This is a genomic window from Marinobacterium litorale DSM 23545, assembly GCF_000428985.1.
Classification (GTDB): domain Bacteria; phylum Pseudomonadota; class Gammaproteobacteria; order Pseudomonadales; family Balneatricaceae; genus Marinobacterium_D; species Marinobacterium_D litorale.
Map to the genome: position 1 here is coordinate 41,269 of NZ_AUAZ01000025.1, position 18,186 is coordinate 59,454.

An 18,186-nucleotide genomic window follows, 5' to 3' on the forward strand; every position below is an offset into this window, starting at 1 on the left:
AGCCGCTCAAATTCGTTCCGGCCACAAAAAGCATGGCCTCCACCGGACTCGCTAACGCTCGCCGTTTAGCGGAGCGTTATGAGTAACGATATGGACTTTGAATCGCAATACAAAGATTTTTGGGAGATTCCAAATGTTGAATTCCCAATATCCTATATGCCGATACTTAAAACCTTCAGTAGCAAGATAGTGGAAGCTGTAGAGCGAGACGGGCCTCCCATCGAAACAGGGGCAATAGACATAGGTGGACTGAATGAAAATGAAAAACTTGTCTATTTGTTCTTTTTCTGGATTAATAGTACAAATAGTTCAATTGATAATATGAATATAGTTCTGGCTGACTTGTCTCAGCTAGGTGAAAATTATCTTGCCTTTCGTGGTCCACCAAGAGTTCGTTTCTATTTATTGATAAAAACGTTTTTCAATGAAGTCTATAGATTAAGAGATATTTTAAATCAGTTTCTTAGCGGTCTTAATAAACTTGGAAAAATTGAAAAAGCAGAAATTAAGGGGGCAAGGGAAGCTTTCTCAGTCATTTTCGATGCCTCAGTTGATATAAGAAATTCGATGGTTCATGGGCATCCAGGATGGTCTGGGAAAGGTCATTTTGATATGAATTTTGTTTTGGGTTCAGCAGAGATTGGAGTTGCTTTTAAAGATAAAAAAACCGGCAAGGTATGGAAAATTCAAGATGTATTAAAAGAAAATGTTGAAGTCTTTTTAAAAGCAATGATAGAAGAAGGTTTATGTATTCAACGTTTTTTGTCAAAATTTTCAGAAACCGCTTCAGAAATGTATTCATTATCATAACAAATTGCAGCACTTCAGCCGCTACGCGGCTCGGACCTAAATAAGCTACGCTTATTTCGTCCGGTGTGCAAAGCGTGTGTGCCAGGCATGGCATTTAACTAGCGAGGTGAAAGTCCTCGTACCAGGTATTCGCAGAGCCGAAGGTTAGCCAAAGGGCAAGGTTAGTCCCGCGAGGGGCTGGCTGGAGGAAGCCCAAGGCAAATTCGCGGGGCGATGAACAAGAACCGGATATGAGGTGTGACGTGAGTGAGGCGAGTCGGCACGTGACGATGAAGCCTTCCATCTGTGACTGGCTCACGTTTTATAAATTCGGCGCCTGCGCGAAGACAGTTAAATGTCTTACCCTGGGAGGTCTGCACTGTGTTGAGGGAGCAACTGACGCGGAAGCAATTCAGCGTGATCGCAGTGCAGAAGTCAGCAGAGGGCATAGTAGGTACGGCTCTTGGTACCGAAGGCCCGAACATCACCGGCATGGATAGAGGATAAGAACATGGACATGGCACCTGACCGACCCTCGGACGAGGCATCGCCACCGGCGATGGGTGAAGCCCATGTTGCCGACACTCCGATCCAACTGCCAATTATCGAACCATCACTGATGGCGCAAGTACTGGACAAGGAAAACCTGGTACGCGCGCTGAAACAAGTCAGACGCAACAAAGGCGCAGCGGGCGTTGACGGTATGACGACAGAACAACAGTCGTTCTACCTGCATGCCCACTGGCCGACACTCAAGGAGAGCCTGATCACCGGTCACTATCGACCGCAGCCGGTCAGGCGGGTCGAGATCCCCAAAGCTGATGGCAAAATGCGCAAACTGGGTATCCCGACGGTCATAGACCGCTTTGTCCAGCAGGCGATAGCCCAAGTCATCAGCGGCCTCTGGGAACCGACCTTCCACCCCAACAGCTACGGCTTCAGGCCCCGGCGCAACGCGCAGCAGGCCGTCCGGAATGCACAGGAGATCATCCTGAACGGGCAGCGCTGGGTGATCGACCTGGACCTGCAGGCGTTCTTCGATACCGTCAATCACGATAGGTTGATGGAACGACTGAGCACCCGCATCCAAGATCCGACACTGCTGAAGCTGATCAGGCGATCCCTGACAAGCCCGATACAGAATGGTGGTCAAAGAACCGCCAGTCGCGAGGGCGTACCGCAAGGCGGCCCGCTGTCGCCGGTACTGGCCAACATCGTGTTGGACGAGCTGGACTGGGAGCTGGAACGACGAGGCCATCGCTTCAGCCGCTACGCCGACGACTGCCTGATCTTCGCCAGCAGTCGTCGCGCGGCCGAGCGCATCAAAAACGGTATCCAGCGCTACATCGAACGTCACCTCCGGCTCAAGGTGAATGACGACAAGAGCGCGGTAGACCGCCCCTGGAACAGGAGCTTCCTGGGGTTTACCTTCAGCCCGCGACGCGGCAACAGGATCAAGGTGTCCGACAAGGCACTGACGAAACTGAAGCAGCGCGTGCGGGAACTGAGCCGTCGCACAAGAGGCCATCAATTGGCGCATGTTGTTGCAGAGTTAAGAAAATACCTGCTTGGTTGGAAAGCGTACTTTGGCACAGCCGAGGTGCAGAGCCCGCTGCGCGACATCGACAAATGGATCAGACGGACGTTGCGGTGTTATATCTGGAAGCAATGGGGTCGTAGCGGCTACCGGAAACTGCGCCGGTTGGGCGTAGATAGATGGACCGCCTGGAATACGGCGAAATCCGCGCACGGGCCTTGGCGCCTGAGCCAGAGTCCTGCACTCTACAGGGCATTGCCGAACCGATATTTTACTGGCTTGGGGCTGCCGTCACTGGCAGCGTGACTGAACGATGAGGGGATGAACCGCCGTGGTACGTGACCCGTATGCCCGGTGGTGTGGGAGGAGGGGCACTGTGAGGCGCCTCCCTATCCCGATTAGGGCTGATCGTAGTGCCCACCAATAGCGAAGATATAAATGGACTTATCATCGAAACGATATATCAAACGGTCTTTCTGCGAGATTCGTTTTGACCAAAGGCCAGAGAGATTGTGCTTGAGTTGTTCAGGCTTGCCTAGGCCGGATGACGGATCATCGGATCTGAGGATTTCCTTGAGTAATTTACAGAGCGCCTTGTGCAGCCGCTTGTCCTTTTCGCGCATGCTTTCATACGCTTCCCAAGTATTGCCCTCAAATACCAGTGATCTCATTCATCTGCTCGTCAGTCGGCGTGTAGCCTTGACCACGGGTATGCGTATCAAGGGAATCGGCAATTTGTTGCATGAGGTTCTTGCTTTGGAGAACGTGCAGGGTTTCCTGCTCTCGCTCCCAGTCGTCAGCGCTCATTACAACAAAATCCTCACCGGCACGCCGAGTCACCTTGAGCGGTTCGTGCCTGCTAACTACCTGTTCTACGACGCTTTTAAGGTTGTCTCTAAATTTGTTCACGCTGATTGTGTCCATGAGGCCACCTTTGTGTACGGGAATGCCGTACAAATATACACTAGAGGCCCAAACAAGGCCAAGCACGGCGACATCTTTTTCTTAGCGCCTTCGGCTTCACTACAAAGCTTCGCGTGTTGGCGGCGTCACGTAGACGCTCGTCTTTAGGTACGTACCTAAAAGCGTACAATTGATGCAATGTTGAACACGCAAAAGGTGCGTCATGACCGGAATCACAGCAACTGAGGCGCGCAGTAACCTTTATCGGTTGATTGACGTGACCGCCGAGTCCCGCCAACCGATCATTATCATGGGTAAGCGGAACAAAGCTGTTCTGGTATACGAGGAAGACTGGTCTGCAATTCAGGAAACACTTTACCTGCTCTCCGTACCGGGTATGCGGGAGTCTATTCGTAAGGGGATGGATACCCCGGTGGATGAATGCGATGAGGAGCTGGACTGGTGACATGGACGTTGGTTTACACCAAGCAGACCCAGAAAGATGCAGAGAAGTTGGCCTGCAGTGGCCTCAAACCTAAAGCTCAGGAACTGCTAGCGCTGTCGGTTTTTAAGTCACCGGTGAGAGAGTTCTTTTGTTTATCGTAGAGATCGCGTTAGTCGTGGGTACCTTACTTATAGGCGGCTCTATTGTCTGGAGTACCTATAAATGTGGGATATCGCCTATGCCAAGTTCCAGGCAGGCCCGCAATGCAATGGCCGAGCTGCTTGCGGATACAGGGAGCGGCCCGGTGTATGAGCTGGGCAGTGGCTGGGGAGGCCTCGCAATCGGGTTGGCAAAGAAATACCCCAATCGACAGATAGTCGGGTATGAGGTTTCTTTCTTCCCATGGTTGGTTTCGGTTGTTGTTAAACGAGTACTGGGGTTGGGTAACCTGGTGATCTATAGACGGAATTTTCTGCTGGCCGACCTATCTGCCGCCGATGTTTTTGTATGCTTTCTAGATACCGGAAATATGCGGGCGATTTCCCATAAGCTGAGTGCAGAACGATCCCGGGATGGCTTCTTAATCAGTAATTTTTTTGCGTTACCATCTTTTGAGGCTGACAATGTCATCAAGATTGATGATCTGTATACGTCGCCTGTTTATCGCTATCAGTTAAGACGCGGCATCGCGCCAACTGGTTGAAGGCGCGTTCGTGATCGATCCGGATTGGAACAGTATTGAGGCTGTGTGCCATACGCCAGAATGAACACTATCAGGGAGAATATCGTGAAGGAAAAACTCAGTTTTGTCGCACTCTTGGCGCCTTTGGCGTTTTCTATGGACGCTGTTGCCTGGGATGAAGAGGCCGTCTGTAAGAAGGTTCAGGCTTGCATCACTCAGGTTATGAAGGAGGAAATGGCCGGCGAGGATATTCCACCTAATATCCAGCAAATGATGCAGGCGCAGATTGATGGCATGTGTCAGTCTCTGAACCGGGTATACAGTCTGCCCGGCGCGACCGGCCAGCAGCTCGATAAATGCGAAGACCGTATCCTCTCTTCGAGTTGCAGTGAGCTGATGAGTGATGAGCCGATCGCCGAGTGCGAGGCTCTGAATGATGGGAGCTGAGGGGCTGGTTGAGCATCGGCTTTAACAGGTCAGAAGCGCCATTGAGCGTTACGGGATGATACAAAAAGCGCCGCTCACCCGAGTGAGGTTGGTTTTTAGTGTAAAATGGCCGCCCGTTACCCGGTTGTTTCCGGGCTTTTTGTGTTTTTGATGGAGTATTCTCATGGCTGATATGCCTGCATGTCCCCAATGTGCTGCCGACTATACCTATGAAGATCAGGGCTTATATGTCTGTCCGTCCTGCGGTCATGAATGGGCAGCCAATGAGCCTGTAGAGCAGGAAGATAGCTTTGTCGTACGCGATGCCAACGGTAATCAGCTGGCCGATGGCGATAATGTTACGCTGATCAAGGACCTCAAGGTGAAGGGATCCTCTTCAACCATTAAAGTGGGCACCAAGGTGCGTATTAATCGCCTGGTGGATGGCGATCACAATATCGACTGCAAAGTGGACGGTATTGGCCCTATGATGTTGAAGTCGGAGTTTGTTAAAAAGGCCTGATCGCTCGGTTCAGGCTTCTCCTCTCGTGAGGCTGCCGGTGTGCAGCCTCGCTCTCCTTTCTCGATCTTTCCGTGGTAGTCTGCTCTGGGTTGAAGCGAACGGGTACGGAGAATCGGGAGCACTATGAAAAGCTGGATGTTTCTTGTTATTGCTATCACGGCAGAGGTGGTTGCGACCACATCGCTCAAGGCGAGCGATGGCTTTTCGCGGCTGTGGCCCTCTGTGGTTGTGGTGGTCGGCTACGGCTTATCCTTCTACTTTCTCGCTCTGACACTGAAGACCATTCCTGTGGGTGTGGCGTATGCCGTTTGGTCCGGGCTGGGCGTTGTACTGGTAACGGCAATAGCCTGGCTGGTATATGAGCAGAAGATCGATCTGCCGGGTGCCATCGGGATGGGATTGATTCTGACCGGCGTGCTGACGCTGAACCTGTTTTCTAAGACCGGTGTTCATTGATCTTACGATTATCTGCAATCTATAGATGGTTTACTCCATCGTAAGCGGTGAGAAAAGGAAAAGGATGATGACGGACAATAACAAGAGTTTGCTGGAACGCACCATCGAGGAAAGTGCCCGGATTACCCGGTATGCGGTTGAAGGTGAGGCGCCGGATAAATCCCATCCGGTACTGACCACAGGGCGCGAGATCGCATTCGTGGAAAAAGGTGTTTCGGTTTGGCATTTCGATTTGAGCAGCGCCGATACCCTGAGCCCCGGAACGCCGGATACACCCCATACCCGGGTGGATGCGCGTTGGCTGAGTGCCCAGGCCGCTCTGGAGCAGGGCATCGAGGTGTTTCACGGCGGCTCTGCAAACACCTTTGGCAGTATGGGGACGCTACTGGTGCCCCCCGGATTCAAGGTGCCGGGTGTCATCGCGACCCCGAGTAATGTGCGCTTTTACGGGTTGACTCTGTTTGAGACAGGTGCTGATTTTGCGGTCAGTTCACCGAAGTATCAGACTGTGATGATGGATTACGATTACAGTCCCGATTATCGTGATGATTTCTTAATGCAAAAGTATGGTGGCGGTGGAATATTTGTTGAAACTCACGACTTCCCCCATATCCATATTCCGCTCTCTCCCGATTGTCACGGCTACATTCTGATCGGAAAACCGCTGAACGATGGAGCGTTCTGCTTTACGGCGTTCAAAATTCCATACGGTATGGGGCTGTATACGCCGGCCGGTACGATCCACGGCGATGGCACCTTGGTCGGGCATTATGGCATCACCGTCGCCGATGGTGCGCTGGCAAAGGCGGACACCGTACTGGTCTATAACAGCGACACCCTGAGCATGGCTGAGGGCGTGGTACCGGTCGATTAAACGTTGTATTGAACAGGCGACATTTGCTATGAATAGAGTGCTAATTTAGCGGTTTGTTTTTAAGCGTGCGTTGTTCAGGGCGGGAGCTGGTATGTCCAAGGCGGATGATGAGAACTTTTACAAGGCGTTGCTGGAGTCAACCAAGGCGATTCCCTGGCGGATCAACTGGGAGACGAAAGAGTTTGAATATATCGGTCCCCAGATAGAGCCTCTTTTGGGCTGGACCCAGGAGAGTTGGAAAACGGCTCAGGACTGGATTGACCGGTTTCATGCCGAGGAACGCGAAAGTACCGCCAACTACTGCATCCAGCTGTGCGAGAAGGGGGAGGATCACGAGGCCGATTACCGGGCGATCCGGCCCGATGGCAGTTACACCTGGGTTCGCGATGTGGTCCATGTCATCCGTGAAGACGGGAAAACCAAGGAGTTGGTGGGTTTTATATTCGATATCTCCGAGCGTAAGCAGATGGAGGACGAGCTGGTTCGCTTGAATCGGCAGCTGGAGGCGCTTTCCTTCCAGGATGGCCTTACCGGCGTTTCGAACCGACGCCTGTTCGACCAGACGCTGGAGAAAGAGTGGGCGCGCGCGCAACGCAATGGCCAGCCGGTCTCTCTGGCCATTTTCGATATCGATCATTTCAAGGATTACAACGATTGTTACGGTCATATCAAGGGCGATGACTGTCTGATCCGCGTCGCGCGTGAGCTGGAGAAGATGGCGGGGCGCCCGGCGGACTTCTTCGGTCGTTTTGGCGGCGAAGAGTTTGTCATGCTGCTGCCTGAGACCGATGCGTCGGCTGCGGCGCAGATTGCCGAACGGTGCCGTGCCCGTATTGAGTCGCTGGACATGCATCATGCGGCTTCAAAGGTCAATGACCGGGTGACGATCAGTATCGGTGTGTCGACTCAGATACCGGATCAGGGTGATGCGTCGGTGAAGCTGATTGAACAGGCTGACGACAACCTCTATTCGGCAAAGCGTATGGGGCGCAACCAGGTTGTTGCTTGAACGGCGGCTGGTTAGGGCCCCGGATATCAACTAGGCTCTCTGTATCACGTATGAAGCAGGGAGATGAGCGATGAGCAAGTTAATGATGGCGGCACTGAGTTCTCTGGTGATGGTCATTTCACTGGGAATCTCTGGCTGCAATACGATTGAGGGTGCGGGTCAGGATATTGAAAAAGCCGGTGACGCCATAGAGGATGCTGCAGAAGACGCTAAATAGTGTCGTTTCGTGGCGGTCGGTCCTGTTCAGCGGTATTATTCTCCAAAGTTTGTAGTCTTGGAGAACAAGTCCAAATGGAAAAGCGTCTGCGCTCAGGAGTACTGGGGAGTCTTCTTTTTCTGGCCGTCGGTCTGTTCGGTGTCGGCTGCGCCACGATTGAGGGGGCGGGCAAGGATATTGAAAAAGCGGGCGAAGCAATCAGTGAAGCGGCTCGCAACGCCAAAAACTAGTTGTTGTCTCGTTATCCTCGTTATCTCGTTCCTTCTTAGTCAATATCGCCCCTCCGGTCCGATGCGGATATCACTCAGGTGATGGATGCGTTGGATCGCGTCGAAGGCCGGTTGAAACCCCTGCGGAGTGAGTCGCCATCGTGACTAAACAGGCTAATCTTGCTCGGCTGGGATTTGATACAGCGCGCTTGCCTTTCCTGGCGCGGACCGGGTTTACCGTCGCGCTTGCGGTGATCGTGGCCTGGCTCATGGGACTGGAGCATCCCCAGTGGGCGGGGATGACGGTATGGGCCGCCTCGCTGCCAACCCGCGGTGAACTGCTGGCAAAAGCCGGTGCGCGTTTGGGCGGAACGATCCTGGGCGCGCTGGTGGGCGTGCTGATTGTTTATCTGTCGCAGGGGCAGATCGCCTGGCTGGTGGTCGGCTTGACCGTCTGGGTGGGCTTCTGTGTCTGCACGGGTCATCTGTTCAAGAGCTTTTTAACCTACGGCTCGATCCTGGCCGGCTACTCGGCATCGCTGGTCGCGTTGGTCGATACCTCGCAACATGATCATATTCTCGATCTGGGCATAGACCGCATGCTGACGGCCCTGGTTGGGGTCGTACTTGCGATCGGTATCAGCTGGTATTTTGCGCAGCGCAACACCGACAAGGTGAGTTTTACCGAGCTCAGATCAATTACTGCCGGGGTTCTCCGTCATTTATCACAGGCGTTAGGCGGCGAGGAGGCTTCGCTCGCACAGTATCGTCATGAGCTGTTATCGCGGTTGTCGCGGCTGGATGCTCGGCTTGAGACGCGGGGGATCAGCTCAGCACAGGATCACGCCCGGGCCAAACGGGTTCGACAGCTGGTACCCGCTATTGTGTCGGTTCTGGTCTGGCGGCGCAGAGCCGGTGATGAAGATGCCGTTGAGCGCATGCGAGATGCGCTTGAGCGCTGCGCGACGTTGCTTGAGACGAATGCGCGGTTCGATGAGTTGGACCGCGAGCTTGAGCATATAAACCTGACGTCCGAAACCCTGGCATCGCTTTCCTATTTGACGCCCAAACTGCGTGAGCTCAAGGCCAACCTTCAGCGGGTGTTGATTGACTCGCAATCCACGGAAACGGTCAGAGGGTCCAGCAAGCTGATTCTCCATCGTGACTGGGTCGGCGCGCGGCAGGCGGCGCTGCGGGCAATGACGCTAATGGTCAGCGTCGGGTTGGTCTGGGTCTATACTCAGGCTGAAGTGGGTGGCTATATGCTGCTGGGAACTTCGGTTATGGCGTCGCTCTTTTCGACGTTTGATAGCCCTGCATTATTGATGCGATCGGTTTTTCTGGGGCAGGTAGCTGGCGCGACGGGCGCGCTTGTGTGCCATTGGTTGGTTTGGCCACTGGCCGATGGGGCGGGCGGGCGCGTGTTGCTGATGGTTCCGTTTATCCTGATCGGCGTTCTGGTGCTGGGCCATCGGCGCACAGCGACGTTGGGCTTTGACTACAACATGGTTCTGCTGCTTCTGCTGCAGCCGATACCGGGGTTGTCTGATGACTTTGCACATTCATTGCTGCTCAGTGCAGCGGTGGTGGTCGCACCGCTGATCGCCATGGTGGGGTATCGCTTTGTGTATCCGGTCAATGCGCGAGCCCGGATTGAGACGATGCGGCGCCTGATCCTGCACGAGGTTCAGGATATGGCCGAGAAACCGCTGGATGCAAAAACACGGATAGTCTGGCGGCAGCGGATTTACAACCGGATGCTGCTACTGGTTCGCTGGTCAGACCTGGTAGGCGACCGACGCTTCCCGGCCGCAGAATGGGGCGTGGGAGTCCTGCGCCTATCGCTGGTCTGTGAACAGGTTCACGCGCTTCTGCCTTACCTGAATCTGGCTGAACAGCGCGCGCTGAAAATGGTATTGCGGCGTATCGCCCGGCTTGAACATGACCCGGTGAAAGTGGCCCGCGCGCTTAAGGTTGCCGCCCGGCGGCTACACTCTCACCCCCTGGCTGCGCTTGAGCTGGATCTGGCGGCTCGGGCAATGGAGGAGAATATGTCGCTGTTCAAGCCGGGAACCCCTCGTCCTTGAAGCACCCCAGATAGATCGGACGCTCGGGGTTGCGGTAGTTGGGGATGCAACTGGAGAGGTACTGCGGGAACAGTTGGATTGTCGGAAGGTTGTCCATCGGCATCCAGACCACGTCCACCTGGTGTTTATCGGGCTCTGGGCCGCTCCGCGCCCGGTAGGATTCGGGTACCTGGCATAGGAACAGGAACTCCATGACGTGGCGTCGAGTCACCGGTGTGGTGTCTCGCAGCTTCAGAAAGTCGGCAACGGCGATCAGATCGCCAATCCTGATCGCTGTGCCTATCTCCTCCAGACACTCCCGTTGCAGCGTATCTTCCAGGCATTCACCGGCGTCCTGACCACCGCCCGGCAGCGCGTAGCGCACGCCCCCCGTTTCGTAACCATCTTTCTTTAACAGCAGGACGTGATCATCCTCGATGATCAACGCCCTGACTGCATTGCGAATCTGGGGAATTACCTCTGCCATACCAGCCCCCCGGCTGTCTCCTTTTTGTAAAAGACTAGGAGATGCTGCGCTGCAACGCCAGTGCTCTGGCTTTATCGCTGCCAGAACGGCTTTTTTGACTCCTGCAGCGCATCGCTTCGGCTTATGCCGATATCTTTCAGCATTTCCGGTGCGAGCCGGGCGAGCTGGCGGCGCTGCCGATAGCGCTGATACCAGAGCCAGAGTGTCTTGCGTACCCGCGGCCAGAGATCATAGGCGCGTACCGCGCTTTTCCGGTCGTGGACGATCCGAGTGACTGCCAGCGATTTCATGATCCTTCCTCCTGTGACTGTAGGCACAGGCTAGGGTGAGCGCCGATATTCGATCCAATCGTATTTTTGAAAGGCAGCCTTCAGCGATTCCGATAAGCCCAATCGGATTGTGTGTGGTTTAATGGTCTCAGTGAGCGATTCAGGAGGGGGAGATGGAGCTATACCAGCTGAAGACCTTCGTCAAAGTGGCGGACGAGGGTAATTTGACCCGGGCTTCCGAGGCATTGTACACCAGCCAGCCGGCCATCAGTGGACAGATCAAAGCGCTGGAAGAGGCGCTGGGCATACAGCTGTTTGTGCGTAATTCAAAGGGAATGCTGCTTACGCCGGCCGGTCGCAAGTTGTATCAGCAGGCGCGGGTTACGCTGGACGCTGCCGATCAGATTAAGCGTCAGGCGCAATCGCTCCAGAACGAGCTGATTGGTGAGCTTCGTATCGGAATGCACACTGACTACGATTATCTGCGGTTGGGTGAGCTGTACCGGTTGATTTCTCAGCAGTACCCGGCACTGGTGTCCCATTTTCTGCAAAGCAGCAGCGCCACGGTGCTGCGTGAGCTGCGTGATGATCAGTTGGATGCGGGGTTTATGTTCGGTCCCTGCCGGGCTGACGATATGACGCAGTTTCATCTGGCTCAGGTACCCATGCGGGTTGTGGGGCCGAGCGACTGGGTGGATCGTATCCGGGGGCGTTCGTTGTCTGAGTTGGCGCGTCTACCCTGGGTTTACACCACACCGAGCTGTCCGTTTTTTCTGCTGTTTGAGCAGCTGTTTGAGACCGGTGAACAGCCGCCTACGGAGATCGTCTGGTGTGACAACGAGGATGCGATCCGTGCTCTTATCCGATCGGGTGTCGGTTTGTCCCTGGTTAAAGCCGCGGATGCGGACAGGGCGTGCAAGGAGGGCTATGGTGTTGTTTGGGAGGGGCAGGTGCCTGACGTATCCCTCAATCTGGTACTGCGTAAACAGCGCCGCGATGAACCTGCATTGGCGGCGCTGATCGATGCAACACTCGGGTTATGGGAGGTCAACCGGGCCTCTAAAGCGGTGGTTCACTCGCTACCGGCGTAACGGACCTGGGCATGCACAAATGCCAGTTTCTGTTTGATTGTCTCGGTCAGCACGAACGGGTAGGCGTGGTCATGTCCCATGCTGCGGTTCAGGCTGTTCAGGGCGATGGTGAGTGCCAGCCAATGGTCGAACACTTTATTGAAGTCCGGTTCATGATAGGCATTCAAAGGCTCATCCAGGCTCAGGTTTTCCTCATCGCCATTGGGTGGTGCCGTGCGCAGCCCGAACTGGTGAGCCGTTTCCAGTGTGTCCACGATATGTAGAAAGTGAGCCCAGGTCTCGGCCCAGTCTTCCCACGGGTGGCTTGCGGCATAGGCGCTGACAAAGCGCTCGGGCCAATCGCCGGGTGGGCCCTGAGTGTAGTGGTTGTTAAGCGCTTGGCTGTAATCCAGACGTTCGTCACCGAAGAGTGAACGCCATGACTCCAGGGCGTTACTGTCCCTGATCAGCCGGTCCCAGTAAAAGTGGCCGGACTCGTGGCGAAAGTGGCCTAAAACCGTGCGGTAGGGTTCGGCCATCTCAGAGCGCATCTTTTCTCTCAATACCGGATCAGCCTCGGAGATATTGAGAGTGATAACGCCCTGAGCATGACCAGTCAGGACACGGCCGCGTTCGTTGAACGTGGGTTGGTCTGCCAGAAAATCGAACGCGAGTCCCTCGGGTGATTCGCCCAGCGGTTGAATTTTCAGATTCAAACGGAGCAGGGAGTAGACCAGGCGGCGCTTCTCTGTTTCCAGCTTGCGCCAGAGCTGTAAGTTACCGGCGATACTGAGATCCGGGATTGTACGGTTGAGTCGACAGGCCAGGCAGAAGGCATCGTTCTCCTCCGAGTCCAGCATCCAGTTGCAGACGTTGTGCTGAAGCTGGTTCTGGCACGTCCGCCAGCGGCGAGGATCATCGCTATGGCTGATACGCCACAGGTTGTTATCGGGCTCCAGGGCAACCAGGCGTAGCTGCCCCGGCAAGAAGCCCAGGGTTTTGCCGCAATGAGTACAGCGTGTGTTTTCGAAATACGCCAGATGCCCGCAGGCGGTACAACTGAACAGTTTCAATCGAATCTCCAGTAACCTAGTTTAGCGTTGAGGGGTATTCGTGGTCGCTGGTTTGAGCCACGGTGTTGCCACCCCGTCGTTTGGCGTTATACATGGCGCGGTCCGCCTGTTCAATCAAGTCGCTGGCACAGCCGGCATCATCCGGGAACAGCGCGATGCCCAAAGAAGCACCGATATGGATTTCGTGGTCGGCGACCCTAAACGGTTCACACAACGCATGGACGATCTTTTCGCCAATCTGCACCGCGTATCGCTTCGTATCCGGTACATCAAGCAAAACGACGAACTCATCGCCGCCGAGCCGCCCAGTCAGATCTTTTTGCCGAACGGTATTGGACAGTCGCCGAGCCACCGCTTTAAGCACTTCATCGCCAACGCTGTGTCCCAGCGTATCATTGACCTGCTTGAATTTGTCCAGATCAATAAACAGAAGTGCCAGTGATTGGCGTGAGTGCTCCTTGGATCTCTGGATGCTGTTGTCGATCTCATGAAGGACGGTAGCCCTGTTACGCAGGCTTGTCAGCGGGTCGTAGTGCGCCAGCTTCTCCAGCCGTTCCTGGCTCGCTTTGTGGTCGCTGATGTCGTTGAAAATATGGATCAGGCGGGTGATGCGTTTGCGGTCATCGCGGACGGCGCTGATCGTTTGCAGGGCCGGCAATGCGGAACTGTCGGCACAGCGATACCAGATCTCTCCCTGCCAGACATCTTCCCGGTCGAGGGTATCCCAAATTGTTGCCATCAGCGAGGTTGGAGACTGCCTGCGGCTGAGTAAGTCCGACAGGTTTTTGCCGGTTACGGGGCCTGACTCATATCCGGTGACGTCGGTGAAAGCGTCGTTGATCCTGAGTATGCGGCAGTGCTCATCGGTGACAACCATCGCCTCCTGGGAGCTTTCAAATACGCTTGCCGCCAGCAGCATTTCTGCATTGGCGGTTTCGATCTGCCGGGATTGGCGAGTAATCCGATCCACCATGGGTTTCAGCACCCAATAGGCACTGAGGGCCGCCAAGCCCATCATCACGAGAATACTGACCAGTACCCAGGTCAGGTCCTGAGACGCGGGGCCGTAAAGGACCCGGCTCGGGATGATTACCAGCAAGTAGGTATTATGCAGAGCGGCGATGGGTTGATAGAACACCCGGCTATCATCGCCCAGCTGTTTCAGACCGGCGTCACCGGGTTGCAGGTCGCCCAACAACCGGGCCAGGTCGTTTGGCAATGGCGAGGGCATGAGTTCACCCCCTGCGCTGAGCATATAGAGCTGATTGTCGGCGCTGTAAAGCGCAAGTTGAGTGTCGCGATTAAACCGTTTGCTATCGCTTAATTTCTGGGCCAGGGCGTCGGCATCAAAATAGAGGATATCGGTGCCAACAACGGTCTCCTGATCATGAATCGCGGCGCTGGCCTCTATCCATACTTTGCCGGAATCCTCAGCGGTTCTCAGTGCCAGCCCCGGCTCGAGGGGCGGTGCTGGTGGGGTGCCGAACGTGGCGATCACTTCGCCTTGAGGCCCAAGGCGCTGAGCGGCCTCCAGGTCCGGAGCTTTACTCCAGGCGTCAAATAGACGGGGCTGGCTGTACTGCGATGCCTGTTCAAGCGTTATTTCTCCCCGCACAAATGCGGCCAGCCGTTTGCGGATCTCCGACCGGCTGGTCATCTGGCGGGTGATATTTTCATAGCCGACCAGTAGGTTATCGACTGATTCGCGTTGCGCTTGCACATGCACCGCATTGAGATGTTCAAGACTCGAACGCATGGAGACGTAATGGGGCAGCGCCGTACCCAGCCCGACTACGGCGCCGGTGATAAGAATACCGATAACAGCGAGGGCCATTACCCGTAACCGACTTCGCTCGATATCCCAGTCTTTCACAGTCTCGCTCCTTGACGGCCGGGGCCGTTACTGCATCGATGACCTGCGAATTTGTCTAACCTGTCCATCGATAACTGTATTATGGAGCGCTAATTTAACAGGGTACATCGCAAGAGTCCCAATTCTTGATCCAGGCCAGGCCCGCGTAGTTTCAGGCTACTTGCACCGGGCCAGGGCGATGACATTATCCAGCATACGGTTGGAGAAGCCCCATTCGTTATCGTACCAGGCCATGACCTTAACCAGGTCGCCGTTCACTCGGGTATGGTTGGCGTCAAAGATCGAGGAAGCGGGATTGTGATTGAAATCGATCGATACCAGAGGCAGTTCGTTGACCTCGAGAATACCGCTTAACGGCCCGGCCGCCGCTTGGCTCATGATACCGTTCACCTCTTCAATACTGGTCGGGCGTTTGGCGGTGAACGTCAGATCGACCATGGAGACGTTGATCGTAGGGACGCGCACGGCAAGCCCGTCGAGTTTACCGTTAAGCTCCGGCAGTACCAGTCCGACAGCGGCGGCAGCCCCGGTTTTGGTGGGTATCATGGAGTGGGTGGCCGACCGGGCTCGATAGAGGTCGGAGTGGTAAACATCGCTCAGACGCTGATCGTTGGTATAGGCGTGGATTGTGGTCATCAGACCATGGCTGATGCCGATGCTATCGTTCAGTGGCTTGGCCACAGGCGCGAGGCAGTTGGTGGTGCACGAAGCGTTGGAGACGATGCGGTGTTCGGGTTTCAGCACTTCGCTGTTAATGCCAAAGACGATGGTCGCATCCACATCCTTTCCGGGCGCCGATAACAGAACCTTATCTGCTCCGGCATTCAGATGAACGGCGGCTTTGTCGCGGCTGTTAAACTGGCCGGTGCATTCGCAGACCACATCGATACCCAGCTCGCCCCAGGGAAGTTTGGAGGGGTCGCGTTCCGTGAAGTCCCGAATACGGTCGCCGTTGATAACCAGACAGTCGTCCTCGACACTGACATCGGCACCGAAACGACCGTGGGCCGTATCATATTTGAGCAGATGGGCGTTGATGTTCACGTCACCGAGGTCGTTGATAGCCACCACTTCGATCTGATCGCTATAGCCCCCCTCGTAGAGCGCCCGGACCATATTGCGGCCAATCCGGCCCATACCGTTGATGGCGATTCTGACTTTGCTCATCGGCTTGCTCCTTTTCCTTCGGACGTTGATTTCTATCCTTAGTAAAGCTGGTTTTACAAAAGGTGTCAGTAAGACCGTTGCAGATTTGCAAAAACGAGCGCCATCCCTTTGATCTAGATACAAAATCAGTCATAGTTTGCAGCCCGAAACTGTATGAGCGCCCCGTATGCCCCTGTCGAACCCTGTTAAGGCGGACCTTTTGCTGCTGCTGACCACACTGCTGGCCGGCGCTGGCTGGATCTTTTCGAAAGAGTCTCTTGCTGGGTTGACCCCGTTGCTGTTTATGGGCCTGAGGTTTACGGCTTCCGGTTTGATTCTGGTGGCGATGGACAGCCGATCATTGACCCGCCTCACGCGGGCTCAGTGGCGAACGGCGTTTCCCGTTGGCCTCTTTTTTGGCTGCATCATGATTTTCTGGGTGCTTGGCCTGCACCTGGCCAACTATATCAGCGTCGGTGCTTTTCTGTTCAGCCTGGGTATCGTTATTGTCCCCCTGTTAGGGCCGCTTTTCGGGGAAAAGCCCCATCGTTGGGTGTTCTTTTCGCTTCCCTTTGTTGTAGCCGGGTTGGCCTGTCTCTCGCTGGATAGTGAATTCGTGATTGGTGCCGGCGAGCTCTGTTTTCTGGCAGCGGCGTTTTTCATGGCGCTTTTCTTTATTCTCAATGGCCGTGCATCGACGCGTCTGCCAACGCTGCCACTGACGGCGATTCAGCTTTTAATGGCCGGGGTAATTACGTTCACGGCCTCAGCCTTTACTGAAACCTGGAGTTTCGACCAGCCCTGGTCAATTTGGGGGTGGTTTGCGGCCAGCGTCCTTCTTGCCACAACGCTGCGCTTTTCCATCCAAACGCGTGCTCAGGGGATGGCTCCGGCCAGCCACGGCGCGATTATCATGACGCTGGAGCCGGTCTGGGCGGCATTGCTGGCGGTTTGGTGGCTAGGGGAGAATATGACTCTGTTGCAAGTGAGTGGATGTGCCCTGATTTTTGCGGCGATGCTGGTTAACCGCTGGCCTGCGGTTCGGTACTGGATGCGTTCCATGCGCGAGACGCGGTGAGCCGGTGGGCTCACCGCTGAGGGGGCTCAAGCTGCTTTCAAAACGGATTCGTTGTTGCAAGCCTCTGTTGGGGTGGCAGTTTCAAGCTCCACCACGTTGGCGATTTTGCGGTTCTGGCGGCGTTTGAACAGGGTCAGCCCCAGGACGCTCAATGCCAGTGCCAGCGTAATCATATTGGCCAGCAGCATCGGCAGATCCTGCATGATGATCCCATAACCCAGCCAGGAAGCGACCCCCACCGTGAAAATTGAGTACATCAACAGTGATATCCCGTCCACGTTTCCCGTGCGGAGAATCTGAACCACCTGAGGTACAAATGCACTTGTGGTACAGATAGCAGCAAAGATTCCAACGAAGGTGGTAGCTTCCATCAGCCAGCCTCATTCAATCAATAAAAGACAATAAAACATACCCGCTCGCCAGAGGAGCGGTGCCTGGTTCGGGGTTTAAACTGGAATAGCCAGAAAGGTGTCAGCAGGAAGCTGACAGACCTGACGGTACGGGCTGTACTGCCAGAGCTGTTGTTGTAATGGCGCGCATTCTATTGAGCGGCAGGGCGGGATTCAATGGTTTTCTATCGTTTTTTGGGTAAAAAAATTTAATAGTTTTCATTAACTTAGCAGTGCTAAGTTTTATTGTTAATTTGGTTTGTATCGTAAGTTTAATCTGATCGAACTTGTAGAGAATTTCTCTATTTAAAAGAAGCAGATACTAATGGGTTCGAAAGTAAGCGAACATCATTTATAATGTAGGCTCCGTTCGCCAAGCTTATCGGATATTTACACACATGCGCCACGATGACGGTCGTAAACTTGATCACAAAACATTAGAAGCCATTCGCGTTCGCGCCGTTCAACGGGTCATGGATGGCGAGAGTCCAGAAGTCGTCATCAAAGCGCTGGGGATGAGCCGAGCACGAATCTATGAATGGCTGGCTGCCTACCGCGAGGGTGGCTTTGACGCGCTCAAGGCCAAGCAGATTTCCGGTCGTCCCAAGAAACTGAGCGGTGCTCAGATCCGGGAGCTGTATATCTGGATAACGACCTTTACGCCG

General features: G+C 54.7%; 23 protein-coding genes. 15 read left to right on the forward strand and 8 right to left on the reverse strand.

Annotated elements, in window-relative coordinates; genetic code table 11:
• Positions 1 to 78: 78 nt before the first annotated feature.
• Positions 79 to 810, forward strand: coding sequence for a hypothetical protein (locus G403_RS0116565; RefSeq protein ID WP_027854976.1), 732 nt, complete (start codon positions 79 to 81; stop codon positions 808 to 810).
• A 490-nt stretch (positions 811 to 1,300) separates the two neighbouring features.
• Complete coding sequence (gene ltrA / locus G403_RS23710; RefSeq protein ID WP_211232705.1) at positions 1,301 to 2,632, forward strand: group II intron reverse transcriptase/maturase; 1,332 nt, start codon at positions 1,301 to 1,303, stop codon at positions 2,630 to 2,632.
• A 92-nt stretch (positions 2,633 to 2,724) separates the two neighbouring features.
• On the opposite strand, the gene G403_RS0116575 is transcribed toward ltrA, so the two are convergent.
• Both G403_RS0116575 and G403_RS0116580 read right to left on the reverse strand, forming a co-directional pair.
• The gene (locus G403_RS0116575) at positions 2,725 to 2,997 is read right to left on the reverse strand and encodes a Txe/YoeB family addiction module toxin (RefSeq protein WP_027854977.1); all 273 of its coding nucleotides are present in this window, start codon (positions 2,995 to 2,997) and stop codon (positions 2,725 to 2,727) included.
• Positions 2,978 to 3,250 (reverse strand): type II toxin-antitoxin system Phd/YefM family antitoxin, encoded by a 273-nt coding sequence (locus tag G403_RS0116580; RefSeq protein ID WP_027854978.1) that lies wholly within the window; start codon positions 3,248 to 3,250, stop codon positions 2,978 to 2,980. The genes G403_RS0116575 and G403_RS0116580 overlap by 20 nt, the downstream gene beginning before the upstream one ends.
• Positions 3,251 to 3,452: 202 nt before the next feature.
• Here G403_RS0116580 and G403_RS0116585 point away from each other — a divergent pair, with 202 nt between their 5' ends.
• The 10 genes from G403_RS0116585 (at position 3,453) to G403_RS0116635 (ending at position 10,157) form a co-directional block, all read left to right on the forward strand.
• Positions 3,453 to 3,695 (forward strand): type II toxin-antitoxin system Phd/YefM family antitoxin, encoded by a 243-nt coding sequence (locus tag G403_RS0116585; RefSeq protein WP_027854979.1) that lies wholly within the window; start codon positions 3,453 to 3,455, stop codon positions 3,693 to 3,695.
• Positions 3,696 to 3,942: 247 nt separating this feature from the next.
• Positions 3,943 to 4,377, forward strand: a complete 435-nt coding sequence (locus tag G403_RS0116595; RefSeq protein WP_245578382.1) for a class I SAM-dependent methyltransferase — start codon at positions 3,943 to 3,945, stop codon at positions 4,375 to 4,377.
• An 84-nt stretch (positions 4,378 to 4,461) separates the two neighbouring features.
• The gene (locus G403_RS0116600; protein ID WP_027854981.1) at positions 4,462 to 4,803 is read left to right on the forward strand and encodes a hypothetical protein; all 342 of its coding nucleotides are present in this window, start codon (positions 4,462 to 4,464) and stop codon (positions 4,801 to 4,803) included.
• A gap of 163 nt (positions 4,804 to 4,966) precedes the next feature.
• Positions 4,967 to 5,305 carry a zinc ribbon domain-containing protein YjdM gene (locus G403_RS0116605; RefSeq protein WP_027854982.1) on the forward strand — a complete coding sequence of 113 codons (339 nt, stop codon included), beginning with the start codon at positions 4,967 to 4,969 and terminating at the stop codon, positions 5,303 to 5,305.
• Between the two features lie 123 nt (positions 5,306 to 5,428).
• On the forward strand, positions 5,429 to 5,761 hold the full coding sequence (locus G403_RS0116610) for a DMT family transporter (protein ID WP_027854983.1): 333 nt from the start codon (positions 5,429 to 5,431) through the stop codon (positions 5,759 to 5,761).
• Between the two features lie 67 nt (positions 5,762 to 5,828).
• The gene (locus G403_RS0116615; protein WP_211232706.1) at positions 5,829 to 6,635 is read left to right on the forward strand and encodes a hypothetical protein; all 807 of its coding nucleotides are present in this window, start codon (positions 5,829 to 5,831) and stop codon (positions 6,633 to 6,635) included.
• A 91-nt stretch (positions 6,636 to 6,726) separates the two neighbouring features.
• The gene (locus G403_RS0116620; protein ID WP_027854985.1) at positions 6,727 to 7,644 is read left to right on the forward strand and encodes a sensor domain-containing diguanylate cyclase; all 918 of its coding nucleotides are present in this window, start codon (positions 6,727 to 6,729) and stop codon (positions 7,642 to 7,644) included.
• 70 nt (positions 7,645 to 7,714) lie between these two features.
• A complete protein-coding gene (locus G403_RS25040) occupies positions 7,715 to 7,861 on the forward strand; it encodes an entericidin A/B family lipoprotein (RefSeq protein ID WP_211232707.1) in 147 nt (48 codons plus the stop codon).
• A 74-nt stretch (positions 7,862 to 7,935) separates the two neighbouring features.
• Positions 7,936 to 8,091 carry an entericidin A/B family lipoprotein gene (locus G403_RS25045; protein WP_084404081.1) on the forward strand — a complete coding sequence of 52 codons (156 nt, stop codon included), beginning with the start codon at positions 7,936 to 7,938 and terminating at the stop codon, positions 8,089 to 8,091.
• 140 nt (positions 8,092 to 8,231) lie between these two features.
• Entirely contained in the window at positions 8,232 to 10,157 is a 1,926-nt protein-coding gene (locus G403_RS0116635) for an FUSC family protein (RefSeq protein ID WP_027854986.1), read from the forward strand.
• Here the strand turns inward: G403_RS0116635 and G403_RS0116640 are convergent.
• Both G403_RS0116640 and G403_RS0116645 read right to left on the reverse strand, forming a co-directional pair.
• Positions 10,132 to 10,623 carry an NUDIX domain-containing protein gene (locus G403_RS0116640; protein ID WP_027854987.1) on the reverse strand — a complete coding sequence of 164 codons (492 nt, stop codon included), beginning with the start codon at positions 10,621 to 10,623 and terminating at the stop codon, positions 10,132 to 10,134. The genes G403_RS0116635 and G403_RS0116640 overlap by 26 nt on opposite strands.
• A 71-nt stretch (positions 10,624 to 10,694) precedes the next feature.
• A complete protein-coding gene (locus G403_RS0116645; RefSeq protein ID WP_027854988.1) occupies positions 10,695 to 10,913 on the reverse strand; it encodes a DUF1127 domain-containing protein in 219 nt (72 codons plus the stop codon).
• A gap of 152 nt (positions 10,914 to 11,065) precedes the next feature.
• Between G403_RS0116645 and G403_RS23720 the strand changes: the two genes are divergently transcribed.
• Positions 11,066 to 11,983, forward strand: coding sequence for a LysR family transcriptional regulator (locus G403_RS23720; protein ID WP_051299174.1), 918 nt, complete (start codon positions 11,066 to 11,068; stop codon positions 11,981 to 11,983).
• Here G403_RS23720 and G403_RS0116655 read toward each other — a convergent pair.
• The 3 genes from G403_RS0116655 to gap form a co-directional block, all read right to left on the reverse strand.
• A complete protein-coding gene (locus tag G403_RS0116655) occupies positions 11,965 to 13,035 on the reverse strand; it encodes a zinc-binding metallopeptidase family protein (RefSeq protein WP_027854989.1) in 1,071 nt (356 codons plus the stop codon). The two genes, G403_RS23720 and G403_RS0116655, sit on opposite strands and share 19 nt — an antisense overlap.
• Before the next feature lie 16 nt (positions 13,036 to 13,051).
• Positions 13,052 to 14,908 carry a diguanylate cyclase domain-containing protein gene (locus tag G403_RS24635; RefSeq protein ID WP_051299176.1) on the reverse strand — a complete coding sequence of 619 codons (1,857 nt, stop codon included), beginning with the start codon at positions 14,906 to 14,908 and terminating at the stop codon, positions 13,052 to 13,054.
• A 156-nt stretch (positions 14,909 to 15,064) separates the two neighbouring features.
• Complete coding sequence (gap, locus tag G403_RS0116665) at positions 15,065 to 16,075, reverse strand: type I glyceraldehyde-3-phosphate dehydrogenase (RefSeq protein ID WP_027854990.1); 1,011 nt, start codon at positions 16,073 to 16,075, stop codon at positions 15,065 to 15,067.
• 166 nt (positions 16,076 to 16,241) lie between these two features.
• On the opposite strand from gap, the gene G403_RS0116670 reads away from it, so the two are divergent.
• Entirely contained in the window at positions 16,242 to 17,132 is an 891-nt protein-coding gene (locus G403_RS0116670) for a DMT family transporter (RefSeq protein WP_027854991.1), read from the forward strand.
• A gap of 26 nt (positions 17,133 to 17,158) precedes the next feature.
• Here G403_RS0116670 and G403_RS23730 read toward each other — a convergent pair whose 3' ends face one another.
• The gene (locus G403_RS23730) at positions 17,159 to 17,503 is read right to left on the reverse strand and encodes a SemiSWEET family sugar transporter (protein WP_084404083.1); all 345 of its coding nucleotides are present in this window, start codon (positions 17,501 to 17,503) and stop codon (positions 17,159 to 17,161) included.
• A 416-nt stretch (positions 17,504 to 17,919) separates the two neighbouring features.
• Here G403_RS23730 and G403_RS0116680 point away from each other — a divergent pair.
• The coding region (locus tag G403_RS0116680) for a helix-turn-helix domain-containing protein (protein WP_027854830.1) at positions 17,920 to 18,186 on the forward strand (267 nt) is incomplete at its 3' end.